The following is a 13,684-nucleotide window of genomic DNA, read 5'->3' on the forward strand; positions in this document are numbered from 1 at the left end:
ACCGGATCGTGTTCCCCGTCTCCATCCACGACGCCGAGAACCGCGGCCAGAGCTTCGGCCAGGTCCGCAACGCCTTCATCCGCGTCGTCAACCAGAGCGGCGGCGCCGAGATCGCCCGCTACGACCTGTCCGAGGACGCCTCCACCGAGACCGCGATGGTCTTCGGCGAGCTCTACCGTCACGGCGCCGATTGGAAGTTCCGCGCCGTCGGGCAGGGTTACGCTTCCGGTCTGGCCGGGATCGCCGCCGATTTCGGCGTGAACGTCTGACCCGGGAAGACAGAGGGAGCGGGAAACCATGTTCGGACTGAGCGAACTGGCCATCATCCTCATCGTCGTCATCGCGCTCGTCCTGGCCAAGAAGGGCCCCGAACTGGCCCGCAACGCGGGCAAGTCGGCCCGCATCCTCAAGGCCGAGGCGCGCGCCATGAAGCAGGCGGAGGAGAAGCAGGCGACGGACACACCCCCGCGGGTCGTCCAGGGCGAGACGATCCCGGGCCGCGTGGAGCACCCGTCCACGGGCGCCTTCCGGGGCACCGACCAGCACCCGGACGGCATGCCGCCGCAGACCGGCCGCCCGTAGTTCCGCGCGATCCCCGGCCCTTGGACTTCTTGCCCAAGGGCCGGGAGGGGCAGGTGACCGGAGCGCGATGAGCCCGGCGGCCGCTCCCGCATCCGGTGCCCACACACGTCGCACGTCATCGCGCGCTCCGCCCGCTCCGGCCTCCTCCGCACGAACACCTCAGGCACCGGCGTCACGGCCACAGCTCCAGTGCGGCTTCCAGAGCCAGATTCCACATCGGCTCGGCACCGGTCCCGAAGGCAGCGGCGAGCGCGTATCCCACGGAGGCGTCGTAGGGCTCCGCGCCAGTCTCCGGACGGCCGTCGGTGCTGTCCCACATGACGGTCACCTTCCCGTCGCCGGCCGAGGTGAAGACGCCGAGCCGCCGCTTGCCTCGCAGCAGGCGACTGGTGTCGAGGGAGTCCGGCACCAGCACATGCCGGCATCGGCGAGCCGCCGAGACGACCTCCACCCGATACGACCTCCGCGTCAGAAACCCCTTCGCAGGCCGCAGTGTCTCCTGGACCCCGTCGACGAGCAGCGTGAGCCGGTCAGGGTCGCGCGTGCCGATCGGCACACGGGTCTTCAGGGGAGTGCCCGGGCTTCGCCGGATCCCGACCGACGGCAGCCCGCCGCCGCCCACACGCAGCGTCCCGCCCTCATGGTCGAGCTCGATCTCCACCGCGCCGAAGAGCGCGTCCTCGGCGGGCGCGTACGCGAACGCATCCATGGAACCCCCTGTCCTCCCCTGATCACGCATCTCACGTCCCTGCCGGGAACGGCGGCTCCCCGACCCGCCGGAGCATCTCGACCGGGAAAGGAGTCGTCCGGCTCCCCGCCTGGAACCGGCGACAGAAATCCCCCATCACGTCGGCCACCGAAGCGTACCGGGCCACGACGGCAGCGACCGCGGCCGGCATCTGCCGGGGGCAGGCCCCTTCCGCGCAGGCCCGCACGAACGCCCTTCGCTCTTCCGCGTGGCATCCCAGCAGAGCCGCGGCCAGCCAGTTCACGAGATGGGTGACGGCGTAGTACTGGTCGTACGCGCGGTGCCGTTCGTGGAAGTCGGCCTCAGCCCGCGCGAGTTCGAAGCGGGAGGAGAACGCGAGGCCGAAGTCGGTGAAGAAGAGCCGCCGGCCGTCGGTGAGGATGTTCTCGAAGTGCGCGTCGAAATGCAGCAGCCCGTTGGCGTTCATGAACGAGATGCCGGCTCTCAGCTCGTCGTCCACCATGGCGCACGCCCGCTCGGCGGCCTCCTCGCCGGCGCCCATCCGCTCGCTCAGCCAGTCGTGCAGGTTCCGCGGTATGTACTCCATGAACAGGAGGAGACCGGCCGAGGACCGCTGCAGGGACTCGATGCGCCGGCGCACCTCGGCCCCGCCTCCCCAGTAGGCGACGGCGCGCTCGACATCGGCCAGTTCCTCGGGGAGCGGGTGTCCGCGGTCCGGCAGCATGCGCCAGTGGTGCATCAACGGAAAGCCCTCGTACTCTCCCGCGATCACCCAGTTCGTCGTCATGTGATGCACGGCCAGCTCCCGCCAGGCGCCGAAGCCCGGGCCGCCGATCGTGCCGACTCCGTAGTGACAGAAGAGCGGCAGTTCGAACAGGTTCGCCGTGGAGTGCAGGTTCTCCGGTCGCCGCTCCAGATCGGTCAGGCGTATCCGCTTCACGAACACCGGCGTGCCGGCGACGTCCAACAGCACTGTCTGCCCGCCGATGCCGGAACCGGTCGGCCTCCCGGCATCCACGCGTTCGCGCAGCTCGCGGTCACTGCACAGTGCCAGCGATGTGGACACGGCCCCATGGGCCGCCAGGCGAGCACCGCGGGACATGTCACGGTGCTCCACACATGCCTCCCGTTCACGGAGTGAAACGCACCACCGTACCCTCCCCGAGCACCGGAGACTCCCGGCCCGCCGCCCGCCGTCCGTCAGCTCACTCCGACCCGCCGAGTGCACCATGGGGTCGGTGAGCATCGACATCAGTTCGGCCGCACGCTCGGCGGCCGGGGCGCTGATGTGCCCCGAACCGTCCGTGCACTCCCCGACGACGACCTCGTACCCACGTGCCCGCACGTCATGGAGGGCCACCTCCAGCCGTGCGCGCAGTGCCTCCGGGACTCCGCTCGGCGGAGAGGTCACACCGACACGGTCACCGGGACGCGGGCAGACGGGTATCGCATCGCCATGCGTGGATCGTGGCGCAGCGCCGTACCGGGCGACAGCCGTCTTCAACGCCCGGGTGACGCGCCGCCGTCGCCCGCAGGGTGTGTACGGCCTGCACGGGGCGCGTTCGGCTCCGGCTCCCCGACCGGGCGGTCGTACAGAGCCGCCACCGCCCTCGCACGCTCACCCAGCCCTGCGCGCAGCCACTCCGGAGCCGGCACCTCCGCCCCGGGCGCGTGCTCCCACAGCGCCCACTCCGCGTGCCGTGGGTCCTGGAACACGACGGTCAGCCGCAGCCGGCCGTCCGCATCGGTCCCCTCGCCGCGCACCGCCAGGGCCGTGGAGACCAACCGCTCCCGGCGCGCCGGATCCACGCGCACCAGCACCTCCGTGGTGTCACCGCCCATGCGGAACCGCACCTCGCGGTCGCGCCAGGCGCGGTCCAGGTCGACGGTGTCCGATCGCTGCGCCGGTTCGTCGAGCTCCTCGGCCGCCAGCGGGACAACCGGTACGTACGGTCCTGCGTCCCCCGCTTGGCCAACAGATAACCGTGGCCCTTGACGGTGACCAGGCCGATCGGGTCCACCGTGCGCCATTTCGGGGGCCGGTTCGCCGCCGCGTAGCGGATGCGCAGCCGGTGTCCGCCGAACACCGCCCGCCGCGCCTCCGCCGCTACCGCGTCGGGCACCTCGTCAGGAGCCACCGGCCGCGCCAGCAGATCCGTCTCCGGGTCGAACAGCACCCGCTGCGCCGCGCCCGCCGCCGTTGCCCGCACCCCCTCGGGCAGTGCGTCGACCACCTTCAGCACGGCCGACGCGAGCGCCGACCCGAGCCCGAACAGCTGTGCTCCGCGCCGCGATCCGACGACCAGCAGGGCGAGCGCCTCGTCGTGGGTGAGGCCGGTGAGTGCCGTCCGGAAGTCCGGCAGCAACGCGAACCCGCCGTGCCGGCCGCGTTCCGCGTAGACCGGGACGCCCGCCGCGGACAGCGCCTCCATGTCACGCAGCACCGTCCGGGTGGACACCTCCCTCTCACGGGCGAGTGCCTCCGCGGTCATCCGGCCTCGTTGACGCAGTAGGAGCACGAGGGACACCAGGCGGTCGGCGCGCAGGGGAAAGACCCTGACGAAATACATGACCAGAGATGTCACGTTTCCCTGCGAGGCTTCACCGCACGGCGTCGGAGCAGGGCGGAACGGTCCGGTCACCGGCGTGCGGAACAACGACAACCCGACGAAGGGGCGGAGCGGTGAGGGAACGCAACGCGGTCAACCCGGTGTCGTGGTCGGCGGGGATGGGCTTCAACCAGGGCGAGGTCGTCTCGGGGCACTCCCGCACCCTGTACATCTCCGGCCAGACCGCGATGAGCGAGGACGGCAAGCCCGAGCACGACGGCGACATGGCGGCCCAACTGGCCCTCAGCGTCGACAACGTCGAGACGGTGCTCACCGGGGCCGGCATGTCGCTGGCGAACCTGGTCCGGCTGAACGTCTACACGACCGACCTCGACCTGCTGGTCCAGCACTACGGTGTGCTGGCGGGCCGCCTGGGCGCGGCCGGCGTCGCACCGACCACCACCATGCTCGGCGTGACCCGCCTGGCGATCCCCGGGCAGATGGTCGAGCTCGAAGGCACCGCGGTCGCGTAGCACCCCCGGCACGGACCCCTTCGTCCGCGCATGACGGCGGCGGACCGGTCGCACACCGTCCGCCGTCCGAGGAGTCGCTCAGGAGCGGGGGAGCACCCCCAGCAGCAGCGAGGTGATGGTGGACCGCAGGGCGTCCGGCAGCTCCTGGTGGAGCACGCCGAGGGCCGGCTCCTCCGCGTAGGCGGCGAGGACGCTGGGCGGCGGTGGGACGTACGTCCCCAGGGCGCCCGCCGTGGCCAGGGCCATCAGGCAGAACAGCCGGGCGTCGTCACCGGTCTCGGGCACATGGCGTCGCACCAGGCCGGACATGGTCGCGAGCTTCGCGAGGGAGGCCCGCTTGTGCCGCTTGACCACCTCGACCGAGACGTTGCGCTCGAGGACGGCGCCCTGCGCGCCGAAGAGGTCGCACAGCACCGTACGGTCCGCCAGCGACCGGCTGATCACCTCGGCCAGCTGGCGCGCACGCACCTCCGGCGCCGCCTCCGCGTCGACGCCCTCGGCCAGTTCGTCCGCCAGGACCTCCAGCCAGCCGCCCAGGAAGTCGTCGAGCAGTTCGAGCAGCACCGCCTCGCGTGACTCGAAGTAGCGCAGGACGTTCGACTTGGCCAGGCCCACCCGCCGGCTGAGCTCGTTGAGGCTGACCTCCGCCACGGGCATCTCGTCCAGCATCGCCGCCGCCGTGTCCAGGATCGCCCGGCGGCGGATCGCCCGCTGCTCCTCACTTCGCGCCCGCTGGAAGGTCATGACCGCACCCTAGCTTAAAGACCATCGGTCTCTTGACATCGTACCGCCGGTCTCTTACGTTCGGCGACAACAGACCGGTGGTTCGTCAGGGGTGCGTGATGGGTGACGACTGGGACGAGCGGAACATCCCCGATCAACGGGGCCGGGTAGCGGTCGTGACCGGCGCCAACACCGGGCTGGGCTTCGAGACGGCCCGGATGCTCGCCGGGCGCGGGGCCACGGTCGTGCTGGCGGTCCGGGACGTCGAGAAGGGCGGGCGGGCCGCCGCCCGCATCGCCGGCGACGTCGGTGTGCAGGCTCTCGACCTGGCCTCTCTCGACTCGATCCGGTCCGCGGCGGCCGACCTGCGTGCCGCGCATCCGCGCATCGACCTGCTGATCAACAACGCCGGCGTGATGCACCCGCCGAAGCGGACCACCGCCGACGGCTTCGAGCTGCAGTTCGGCACGAACCACCTCGGCCACTTCGCCCTCACCGGCCTGCTGCTCGACCGGCTCCTGGACACCCCCCGCTCCCGTGTCGTCACGGTCAGCAGCGGCGGCCACCGCATCCGCGCCGCCATCCACTTCGACGACCTGAACTGGGAACGCTCGTACAGTCGCGTGGCCGCGTACGGGCAGTCCAAGCTGGCCAATCTGATGTTCACGTACGAGCTGCAGCGCCGGCTCGCACCGCACGGCACCACGCTCGCGGTGGCCGCCCACCCCGGCGTGTCCGACACCGAGCTGATCCGCAACGCGCCCGCCGTGTTCCGCCTGCCCATCGCCCGGCTCGCGCCCTTGCTCACCCAGAACGCCGCGATGGGGGCCCTGCCCACGGTGCGCGCGGCCACCGATCCCGAGGTGCGCGGCGGTCAGTACTACGGCCCCGGCGGCCGCCTGGAGCTCCGCGGCCACCCGAAGCCGGTGCGGTCCAGCCGCGACTCCCACGACCGGGCCGTGCAGCAGCGTCTGTGGGCCGTCTCCGAGGAACTGACGGGGGTGACGTTCCCCGTCTAGAACGCCTCCACGGGGCGGCGCACGCCCACCGCCGCCCTCGGTCACTGACCGGCCGTGACGGACGTGGCGCCCGGTCACCGCGGACCGGGCGCCACGCGCCGGCCTCACCGCAATCCGAGAACCTCCATGGTGTGCTCCGCCATCCGCCGCTCACCGAGGGCGTTGGGATGGACCGGCACGACGCTGGTGCCGAAGAGCAGCGGCTCGATCCAGCGAGTTCCGCCGGGCTTGCACGCGTCATGACCGTCCGAGACCCGGGAGAAGTCCACGAAGGTCGCACCGGTCTCCTTGCTGGCGCGCTCGACCGCCGCGTTCAGGTGCGTCTGCACGTCACGCAGGTAGGGCACGTCGCCGGAGGCGATCGGCAGCTTCAGGTAGCACGACGGGTCGGCCTTCTCCGGGGTGATCCAGGGGTAACCCAGCACCGCCACGCGGGCGTTGGGCGCCTTGGCGCGTACGGCCCGCAGGGCGCTCCTCAGCGCGGGGTACGTGTTCTTCTCGATCTGGTCCGTGAAGGCCGTGCCGTACTTGTCCTTGCAGGGGCTGCCCCTGCCCACGGTGAGGAGGCCCGCGCTGCCGCAGGAGGTGATGGCGTTGATGAAGGTGCCGTTGTTGTTGCCGCCGATCGTCAGCGTCACCAGGTCGGTGTCCGCGCTGAGGGCGTTCACCTGGGGCGGGACGCCGGGGTACTGCGACGAGGTGAAGTCCTTCGTCTGGGCGGCGCCGCAGGTCACGTCCTTCAGTTCGGCGCCCGTCCGGTCCGCGATCACGTTCGGGTAGTTCGCCGTGGAGCGCAGGCACAGCAGGTTGCTCGTGTCCACGGGCAGCACGCCCGAGCCGGCGCTGTAACTGTCGCCGAGGGCGACGTACTTCAGCGGGTCGGAAGCCTGGGCCGTGCCGCCGGCCGTGACGCTCAGGGCGAGCGCGCCGGCGAGCGCGAGTGATGTGGTCATGACATTGCGGCGCGAGACGTGCTTCTGCATGTGATCCCTTTCCGGAGGGGACGGGGCTGCGGGTGCGGCGGCCGGCAGGGCCCGCCGGCCGAGGGGACAGGGTGGTCGGGGGCGGGGAGGAGTGCCCGGCCGGGCGGTTACCGGGTGGTTCTACCGTCAAGTAATGTGCAGCCGCCCCGGGCTGGAGTCAACATTGTTGACCGAACTTCTCGAAACACGCACGCAAGCTGGGAGCGGCCGCTGTGAAAGAGCGAACGCGCAGGTGCGAAGCGCCCGGCCGCCTATCCTGACCGGCATGCTGCAGACCGGCTCCAGCGCGTCGACCCGCGAGTCCATCCACTCGGCCGCCGCCCGGCTCTTCCGGAGCAGGGGCTTCTCGAGGACCACCGTCCGCCAGATCGCGGCCGAGGCCGGCACGGATCCCGCACTGGTGATCCGTCACTTCAAGAGCAAGGAGCTTCTGTTCCTGGAGACGATGCATCTGACGCTCGACGACGAACCCCTGCTCGACGTGCCACTGGAGCACCTGGGGGAACGGCTCGCCGAACTCCTCCTCGACCTCGGCGGTTCCGCACGGGGCGTCTTCCTCGCCCTGGTTCACGGCGGCGATGAACCGCACATCCACGACCGGCTGCGGGACACGCACGAGCATCTCTTCGTCGAACCCCTGCGCCGTCGCCTGAGCGGCCCCGACGCCGACGTCCGCGCGCGGATGGCCGCCGCCGTGGCGGGAGGACTTCTCTACGCCCTGTGGGTGGCCGGGGACCAGGGTCTGCTCCGCATGGACCGCACGGAACTGGTGTCCCGGTACGGCGCCCTCCTCCAGGAGGTGCTGACTCCCCGGACCTCCTGACCCCGCCGGGGCCCGTCCGCGCACCGCCCCTCACATCTCCCCGGCCGCTGCCCTGATCGCCTCGCGGACACGCGGGCACGTGCCGCAGCGGCAGATGTCGCGGATGCCGTCCAGGTCGTCGTCCGTGACCTCGCGGCCCTCCTCCGCGACACGGCGGACCAGGGCGACCGCGGCCGTGATCTGCCCCGGCCGGCAGTAACCGCACTGCGCCACGTCCTGGTCCAGCCACGCCTGCTGCGTCGGATGCGGTCCGGCGTCCACCGTGCCGGCGAGCCCTTCGGCGGTGGTGATCCCGTCGGCCGGCTCCAGCGCGCCGACGGGGACCGCGCAGGGGCTCACCGCCCGCCCGGCCGCTGAGATGGCTCGTGCACGCCTTGCAGACGTCGATGCCGCACCCGTACTTCGTTCACGCCGAAGTCGTACGGCATCGACTGCGGCAGCTGGAAGAACGCCTCGGAGAACCCGGTGTCCCCGACCGGCAGGCAGGGGCGGGCGGTCAGGCGTCGGGGCCGGCCTCGGGGTGCGCGAACCGCACGGGTTCGCGCAGCGACCGGGCGTGGGCGATCTCGGCTCGGGTGCTGCCCCTCAGTCCGGCAGCGCCGCTGTCAGGTCGACCTCGACCAGTTGGCCGGGGAAGCCGAGCCGGGCGACGCCCAGGAGCGTGCTCGCAGTGGTGAACGCCGGTCCGATGACCGATGCGGTCAGGCGTCGCCAGGCGTCACCCAGGACCGCGACGTCGTCGCTGACCACGTAGATCAGCGAGCGGACGACGTGTTCCGGCCCGGCGCCCACCGCGTTCAGAGCCGTGGCGGCATTGGCCGCCACTTGGTCGATCTGGGCGTCCAGATCACCCGGGCCCACGAGCTTCCCCGTGGGGTCGAACGGGCACTGACCCGCCAGATGAGCCGTCCGGCCCGCCTCCACGACGGTGATGTGGTGGTACCCCGGAGTCGCATGGAGCTGAGGCGGATTGATGCGCGTGATCTCGGCCGTCATACACGTGATTCTGGTGACCTGACCGACCTCGGCGCATCACATTTTCCGCCCGCGCCGACTGCCGCGGTCTCAGCCGCCGCGGCCGGACCCACGCCTACTGCCTGGACGCCCCCCTCGACGAGACCCTCACCCGCCATGCCGCCAAGCCGATCGCGAGCACCGTGGACGAGAGCCGCCTGCGCGAGTGGTACCGCCCGCGGGGCCTCCTGCCCGGCGGCGCCGGAACCGTCGTCACCGCCGACAGCGTCCTGGCCGAAACCGGGGACCGTCTCATGCGCGACACCGGTCTGGACTGCCTGCCCGCCCCGGACTGCTGACGCGGACTCACCCCGAGGCTTCATATGTTCTTCACGCAGCCGCTACAGTTCGTGCTTCAACTAACACCTCGGGGGGCGTCATGACCGATCCGTACACACCGGGAGGCCGTACCGCGCCGAAGTGGGCGCGCAAGCGGTACGTACTGCCCGCGCTCGGCTTCGCCTTCTTCATCGGCATCGGGGCGGGCGCCACCGATGACGGCAGCGCGAAGGGCGACGCCAAGCCCCTGGCGGCCGAAGCCCGGCCGACGGCGACCGTCACCGCCACGACGACCGCCGCACCCACCGCGGAGCCGGAACCCGCCCCGACCGTGACGGTCACGGAGACGGAGACGGCCGAGGTCAAGGTGAAGGTCACCAAGACCGTGACCGCGGAACCCGTCGAGGAGGACCACAGCGGTGGTGGGGGAGGCGGGGGCAGCGTCCACTACGACAACTGCGCCGCCGCGCGCGCCGCGGGCGCGGCCCCCGTCCACGCCGGCGACCCCGGCTACGGCAGGCACCTCGACCGCGACGGTGACGGCACCGGTTGCGAGTAGGACGCCGGGAATGGGACGGCGGCCCGCGTGGCACTCGTCGGGTGCGGGCGGCGCCCGCCTCTCCTGGGGCGCCGCGACCGCACAGGGACAGCCGCCGAGGGTAAGGACGGTGCAGACATGACCGGGAACAGCCCCACCGCAGCCAGGCGCGTGTCATGAAGCGCGGCAAGCGGTACGCCGTCGCCGCCTCCGGACAGTGGACCGACGAGGAGGACGGCCGTCGCAGGCTGCCCGCCGGGGAGGTCCACGCCTGGGAGCCGGGCCGCAACGAGACCGTCTGCGGTCTGTCCCTCAGCCGTTCGCGTCTCGCACGCTTCTCGCACGTCAGCTGGCCCGACACGTTCCCTGAGTCGGGCGGCGCGGCCGACAGGGTGCAGCGGGTGTGCCCGCGCTGCGCGTCGGTGGCCGGACGCCGCGGCAGCGACGCACGCCCCCGCTGGGTGCGGGTCCGCCCGCGCCCATGAGGTGACCCCGGGCCCGGCGACGTACCGTACGGCGGCCGGGCCCGACGTACCGTACGGTGGCGGGCCCGCTTCCCCCGCCTCTCAGGCGCCGGTCAGCAGGTCCCCCTCCTCCACGGCCGTCAGCGACAGCGTCTTGTAGCCGACCTGCTCGAAGAGCACGACGACCCGGTCCTCCTCCCTGCGCATCACGGTGCCCGGACCCCAATCCGCGTGCCGCACACGCTCGTTCGGCTCGTAAGGACCGGCATCCCCGGCCTCCCCGGGCAGGGGAGCGGCGTCCGGACGCCCTGCGCCCGTGGCGCCGGACTCCTTGTCCAGACGGTCGCACATGTCGCAATGCCCGCACGGAGCGTCGAGCTGCTCACCGAAGTAGCCGAGCAGGTACTGACGGCGGCAGCTCGGCGTCTCCGCGTAGCCGCGCATCATCTCGATGCGCGAGCGGTCGATACGGCGCCGCCGCTCGAACACCTCCTCCGCCGCCTCCGCGGCCTCCTGCGCCGACCGGCCGGGCACGGCCCGTACCGCACGGCGCCGTCCCTCGACGGCCACGGCTCCCGCTTCCTCCAGCAGGTTCAGCAGATCGCTGGTCTTCCGGCGGGACAGCCCGCACAGCTCCGCCGTGCGACCGCGGCTCCGCGGGGCGTCCTGGTCGAGCAGTGTGGTCATGATCCGGCGGAGCGCCCCGGTGTCCAGGGACCGGGCGGTGAGGAACTTCTGCAGCCCCAGGTCCTCCGGCCGGTAGAACAGCACGGCGTCGGCGGGTTCGCCGTCCCGGCCGGCCCGCCCCACCTCCTGGTAGTAGGAGTCGAGCGACTCGGGCACGGACGCGTGCGCGACGAACCGCACGTCGGGCTTGTCGATGCCCATCCCGAACGCCGAGGTGGCGACGACCACGGCGGGAGCGCCCCCCATGAAGCCGTCCTGGATCCGCCGGCGGTCGGCCGCCTTCAGACCCGCGTGGTACGCCTCGGCGTCCACCCCGTCCTGCCGGAGACGCTCCGCGTACGACTCGGCGTCCTTGCGGGTGGCGGTGTAGAGGATGCCCGGGGTGCGCGCCGCGGCCGTCCAGCGGGAGACGGCTTCCCGCTTGGAAGGGTCGTCGGTGTACGTGTGCACGGTCAGCCGGATGGCGGGCCGGTCCGTGCCGGTCGTCAGGAACAGGGGATCGCGCATGTGCAGGTGTTCGACGATGTCCTCCCGCACGGGGGCCGCCGCGGTCGCCGTCAGCGCCAGGACCGGCGGACGGCCCAGCCGGTCGGCGGCCTCACCCAGGTTGAGGTAGTCGGGGCGGAAGTCGTGTCCCCAGGCGGACACGCAGTGGGCCTCGTCGACGACGAACAGCGAGGGCCGCAGGCCGCGCAGCCGCTCCAGGACGTCCTTCCTGGCCAGTTGCTCGGGCGAGAGGAACAGGTACTCGGCGTCGCCGTCCTCGACCGCCTGCCAGCCCTCGTCGGTCGCCGACCGCGACTGCGCGGAGTTCACGGCCACGGCGTCCGGAGCCTCGCTGTCCCGCAGGCCGGTCACCTGGTCGCGCTGCAGGGCGATCAGCGGCGACACGACGACGGTGGGACCGTCCAGCAGCACGGTCGGCACCTGGTAGATCGCCGACTTCCCGGAGCCGGTGGGCATGACGACCAGTACGTCACGGCCGTCCAGCAGCGCCCGCATCGCCTCGGCCTGCTCCGTCCCCAGGTCGCTCCAGCCGAACCGCTCACGGGCGACGCGACGCAACTCGGCGTCCCGCTCCTGCTCATCCATCGCGTACGCCCCTTCCAGGCCCTGACCGGTGTGGTCCCGGCCCGGGTGCCCGCTGCGGGGGCGGGGATGCGCAGTGAGGCGCACCGTCGTCACGCCTCGGGGGAGGCGTCTCAGCCCTGCGGCTCCTGCGGCTTCACGTCGACCTCGCGCAGGCCCTGCTCCTTGAGCCCGGTCCGGGCCTCGGTGCGGTGCCCCCGGGCGATGTAGTCCCGCACGACCGCCTCGACGGCGTCCTGCGGCGAGCCGATCCCCGCCAGGACCATCACTTCGACCACGAGCTCGGCGTCGAGACTGATGCTGACCTTGGCCACGGTGCCCCCCTGTCGCGTCACAGCCCACCCTAGCCGCCCCGAGCCGGTGGCAGGAATCGGCGGCCTCGTGCACATGCGCGACTCGGCTGATCGCCAGAAGGGCAGAGGGCAGCCGGCAATCCGGGGCGGGGTGCTCACCGGCGTGACGGTGCCCGACCCGGCCGGTCAGAGCGAACCGTGAGGCGCGTGCCCCTGCCCGGCGTCCGGTGACGAGGCCCGCGGCCAGTCCCGCACCCATTCCAGTACCTCCGGACGGTCCAGAGCCGTCACCCAGGCATCGGCACGCCCGGTGTTCCCGTCGTCGGGCAGCGGGCCCACGCCGAGAACCCGCAGACCGGCACGCCACGCCGACTCGACGCCTGTGAGGGAGTCCTCGACGGCCAGCGCGGTTCCCGGGCGGACCCCACACAGCCGTGCCGCCGTGGCGTACACATCCGGCCACGGCTTCGGCCGTACCGCCTGCGGCCGTTCGTCGTCCCTCCCGGGTCCCGGCCCGGTGGCGTCCCCCGGAGGCGCCGTGGGCACGACGATGTGGCGGAAGTGGCGACGCAGTCCTGCGCGGCCGAGACTCTCCTCCACCACTTCCAGCGGGCAGTTGCTGGCCACGGCCAGCGGCAGCCGCCCGGAGAGGAGGCGCACCGTCTCGCAAGCTCCCGGCATCGTCAGCGGGTCCTCGGCCACGAGGGACAGGAAGTGCGCCAGGAGCGCCGCGGTCAGGTCTGCGGCCAGCTCGGGCTTGTTCGTCTCCTCGGCCATCAGACGGCCGCAGTCGGCGTAGTGCACGCCCTTGGCGCGATCGGCGAAGCCCGGCGGAGGCAGCAGGCCGAACTCGCGGAAGGCTCGGGTCCGCGCATCCTGCCAATGACGTTCGGTGTCCATCAACGTGCCGTCGCAGTCGAAGACGACGGCCTCGGGCGACCAGTTCGACAGGGTGCGGAGTGACGGCGTCATGGTGGCCTCCTGGGGGAGAGGGCGGAAGGGGTCGCACGAGTCGCGGGACTGCGGGGCTGAAGGCGGCGGGGCCCGCGACGACGGAGCGCGGGGAGGGCCGGTGTCCTTCGGCGGCCCACCGACGGAGACGACTCGTAGTCGGGCATCAGCCGCAAAGGAAAAACATTGCGACGACTACGATATTTAGCCCCGGAAAATCGGGGCAATCACCGTTTCGAGTGCTCCCTTCGCGGGCGATCAGGGTGTAAGCGGTCGCCGCGGTCCGCCGCTTCCGCCCTCCTGACGCAGCGTCATACCCGCAGTTGACGACGTGAGTCGCGGCGCGTGTGCTCGGCGAGCGATCACGCTTCGGCATGCGACGGAAAATGAGGACGGTGAATCAGGAGCGGCACCTCGGAAGCCAATTTCCACTCCTGGGTGTTCAGAT

At 71.9% G+C, this 13,684-nt stretch carries 16 protein-coding genes and 3 pseudogenes; 8 read left to right on the forward strand and 11 right to left on the reverse strand.

What is annotated here, in order from left to right:
• Positions 1–269 (forward strand): TerD family protein (locus ACIQ8B_RS26920; protein ID WP_403550291.1); only part of this gene is annotated, 269 nt, incomplete at its 5' end.
• A 28-nt stretch (positions 270–297) separates the two neighbouring features.
• Positions 298–582 carry a twin-arginine translocase TatA/TatE family subunit gene (locus tag ACIQ8B_RS26925; protein ID WP_403550293.1) on the forward strand — a complete coding sequence of 95 codons (285 nt, stop codon included), beginning with the start codon at positions 298–300 and terminating at the stop codon, positions 580–582.
• 172 nt (positions 583–754) lie between these two features.
• Here ACIQ8B_RS26925 and ACIQ8B_RS26930 read toward each other — a convergent pair whose 3' ends face one another.
• The 4 genes and pseudogenes from ACIQ8B_RS26930 to ACIQ8B_RS26945 all read right to left on the reverse strand — a co-directional run bounded on the left by ACIQ8B_RS26930 (position 755) and on the right by ACIQ8B_RS26945 (position 3,861).
• Positions 755–1,291, reverse strand: a complete 537-nt coding sequence (locus ACIQ8B_RS26930; protein WP_403550295.1) for a hypothetical protein — start codon at positions 1,289–1,291, stop codon at positions 755–757.
• A 31-nt stretch (positions 1,292–1,322) separates the two neighbouring features.
• Positions 1,323–2,393 (reverse strand): protein kinase family protein, encoded by a 1,071-nt coding sequence (locus tag ACIQ8B_RS26935; protein ID WP_403550460.1) that lies wholly within the window; start codon positions 2,391–2,393, stop codon positions 1,323–1,325.
• Between the two features lie 183 nt (positions 2,394–2,576).
• Positions 2,577–2,702, reverse strand: a pseudogene (locus tag ACIQ8B_RS26940) (LD-carboxypeptidase); the annotation flags it as partial.
• An 89-nt stretch (positions 2,703–2,791) separates the two neighbouring features.
• Positions 2,792–3,861 (reverse strand): annotated as a pseudogene (locus tag ACIQ8B_RS26945) (helix-turn-helix transcriptional regulator).
• Positions 3,862–4,019: 158 nt separating this feature from the next.
• On the opposite strand from ACIQ8B_RS26945, the gene ACIQ8B_RS26950 reads away from it, so the two are divergent.
• Positions 4,020–4,373 (forward strand): RidA family protein, encoded by a 354-nt coding sequence (locus ACIQ8B_RS26950; RefSeq protein WP_403550462.1) that lies wholly within the window; start codon positions 4,020–4,022, stop codon positions 4,371–4,373.
• A 78-nt stretch (positions 4,374–4,451) separates the two neighbouring features.
• On the opposite strand, the gene ACIQ8B_RS26955 is transcribed toward ACIQ8B_RS26950, so the two are convergent.
• Positions 4,452–5,117, reverse strand: a complete 666-nt coding sequence (locus tag ACIQ8B_RS26955) for a TetR family transcriptional regulator (protein WP_403550297.1) — start codon at positions 5,115–5,117, stop codon at positions 4,452–4,454.
• Between the two features lie 98 nt (positions 5,118–5,215).
• On the opposite strand from ACIQ8B_RS26955, the gene ACIQ8B_RS26960 reads away from it, so the two are divergent.
• Entirely contained in the window at positions 5,216–6,115 is a 900-nt protein-coding gene (locus ACIQ8B_RS26960) for an SDR family NAD(P)-dependent oxidoreductase (protein ID WP_403550299.1), read from the forward strand.
• A gap of 104 nt (positions 6,116–6,219) precedes the next feature.
• Here ACIQ8B_RS26960 and ACIQ8B_RS26965 read toward each other — a convergent pair whose 3' ends face one another.
• A complete protein-coding gene (locus tag ACIQ8B_RS26965) occupies positions 6,220–7,098 on the reverse strand; it encodes an SGNH/GDSL hydrolase family protein (RefSeq protein ID WP_403550301.1) in 879 nt (292 codons plus the stop codon).
• 265 nt (positions 7,099–7,363) lie between these two features.
• Between ACIQ8B_RS26965 and ACIQ8B_RS26970 the strand changes: the two genes are divergently transcribed.
• Complete coding sequence (locus ACIQ8B_RS26970; RefSeq protein WP_403550303.1) at positions 7,364–7,921, forward strand: TetR family transcriptional regulator; 558 nt, start codon at positions 7,364–7,366, stop codon at positions 7,919–7,921.
• 30 nt (positions 7,922–7,951) lie between these two features.
• Here ACIQ8B_RS26970 and ACIQ8B_RS26975 read toward each other — a convergent pair.
• A pseudogene (locus ACIQ8B_RS26975) lies at positions 7,952–8,324 on the reverse strand ((2Fe-2S)-binding protein); the annotation flags it as partial.
• A 182-nt stretch (positions 8,325–8,506) separates the two neighbouring features.
• Positions 8,507–8,917 (reverse strand): RidA family protein, encoded by a 411-nt coding sequence (locus ACIQ8B_RS26980; protein ID WP_290009794.1) that lies wholly within the window; start codon positions 8,915–8,917, stop codon positions 8,507–8,509.
• A gap of 161 nt (positions 8,918–9,078) precedes the next feature.
• Between ACIQ8B_RS26980 and ACIQ8B_RS26985 the strand changes: the two genes are divergently transcribed.
• The 3 genes from ACIQ8B_RS26985 to ACIQ8B_RS26995 all read left to right on the forward strand — a co-directional run bounded on the left by ACIQ8B_RS26985 (position 9,079) and on the right by ACIQ8B_RS26995 (position 10,237).
• Positions 9,079–9,234: a hypothetical protein gene (locus ACIQ8B_RS26985; protein WP_403550305.1), complete on the forward strand. Its 156-nt coding sequence runs from the start codon at positions 9,079–9,081 to the stop codon at positions 9,232–9,234.
• 80 nt (positions 9,235–9,314) lie between these two features.
• Positions 9,315–9,773 (forward strand): excalibur calcium-binding domain-containing protein, encoded by a 459-nt coding sequence (locus ACIQ8B_RS26990; RefSeq protein WP_403550307.1) that lies wholly within the window; start codon positions 9,315–9,317, stop codon positions 9,771–9,773.
• 155 nt (positions 9,774–9,928) lie between these two features.
• On the forward strand, positions 9,929–10,237 hold the full coding sequence (locus tag ACIQ8B_RS26995; RefSeq protein ID WP_106415865.1) for a hypothetical protein: 309 nt from the start codon (positions 9,929–9,931) through the stop codon (positions 10,235–10,237).
• Positions 10,238–10,318: 81 nt separating this feature from the next.
• Here ACIQ8B_RS26995 and ACIQ8B_RS27000 read toward each other — a convergent pair whose 3' ends face one another.
• The 3 genes from ACIQ8B_RS27000 to ACIQ8B_RS27010 form a co-directional block, all read right to left on the reverse strand.
• Positions 10,319–11,995, reverse strand: coding sequence for a RecQ family ATP-dependent DNA helicase (locus ACIQ8B_RS27000; RefSeq protein WP_403550309.1), 1,677 nt, complete (start codon positions 11,993–11,995; stop codon positions 10,319–10,321).
• A 110-nt stretch (positions 11,996–12,105) separates the two neighbouring features.
• Complete coding sequence (locus tag ACIQ8B_RS27005; RefSeq protein WP_106415867.1) at positions 12,106–12,306, reverse strand: DUF2191 domain-containing protein; 201 nt, start codon at positions 12,304–12,306, stop codon at positions 12,106–12,108.
• A 165-nt stretch (positions 12,307–12,471) separates the two neighbouring features.
• Positions 12,472–13,257, reverse strand: a complete 786-nt coding sequence (locus ACIQ8B_RS27010) for an HAD family hydrolase (RefSeq protein ID WP_403550312.1) — start codon at positions 13,255–13,257, stop codon at positions 12,472–12,474.
• Positions 13,258–13,684 lie beyond the last annotated feature (427 nt).

This window comes from Streptomyces sp. NPDC096105, from assembly GCF_044763335.1.
Classification (GTDB): domain Bacteria; phylum Actinomycetota; class Actinomycetes; order Streptomycetales; family Streptomycetaceae; genus Streptomyces.

Coding starts and splice junctions, on each gene's coding strand:
- ACIQ8B_RS26970 (WP_403550303.1), top strand. CDS start 7,364: ATGCTGCAGACCGGCTCCAGCGCGTCGACCCGCGAGTCCATCCACTCG.
- ACIQ8B_RS26925 (WP_403550293.1), top strand. CDS start 298: ATGTTCGGACTGAGCGAACTGGCCATCATCCTCATCGTCGTCATCGCG.
- ACIQ8B_RS27000 (WP_403550309.1), bottom strand. CDS start 11,995: ATGGATGAGCAGGAGCGGGACGCCGAGTTGCGTCGCGTCGCCCGTGAG.
- ACIQ8B_RS26935 (WP_403550460.1), bottom strand. CDS start 2,393: ATGTCCCGCGGTGCTCGCCTGGCGGCCCATGGGGCCGTGTCCACATCG.
- ACIQ8B_RS26950 (WP_403550462.1), top strand. CDS start 4,020: ATGGGCTTCAACCAGGGCGAGGTCGTCTCGGGGCACTCCCGCACCCTG.
- ACIQ8B_RS27010 (WP_403550312.1), bottom strand. CDS start 13,257: ATGACGCCGTCACTCCGCACCCTGTCGAACTGGTCGCCCGAGGCCGTC.
- ACIQ8B_RS26995 (WP_106415865.1), top strand. CDS start 9,929: ATGAAGCGCGGCAAGCGGTACGCCGTCGCCGCCTCCGGACAGTGGACC.
- ACIQ8B_RS26930 (WP_403550295.1), bottom strand. CDS start 1,291: ATGGATGCGTTCGCGTACGCGCCCGCCGAGGACGCGCTCTTCGGCGCG.
- ACIQ8B_RS26990 (WP_403550307.1), top strand. CDS start 9,315: ATGACCGATCCGTACACACCGGGAGGCCGTACCGCGCCGAAGTGGGCG.
- ACIQ8B_RS26980 (WP_290009794.1), bottom strand. CDS start 8,917: ATGACGGCCGAGATCACGCGCATCAATCCGCCTCAGCTCCATGCGACT.
- ACIQ8B_RS26965 (WP_403550301.1), bottom strand. CDS start 7,098: ATGCAGAAGCACGTCTCGCGCCGCAATGTCATGACCACATCACTCGCG.
- ACIQ8B_RS26955 (WP_403550297.1), bottom strand. CDS start 5,117: ATGACCTTCCAGCGGGCGCGAAGTGAGGAGCAGCGGGCGATCCGCCGC.
- ACIQ8B_RS26960 (WP_403550299.1), top strand. CDS start 5,216: ATGGGTGACGACTGGGACGAGCGGAACATCCCCGATCAACGGGGCCGG.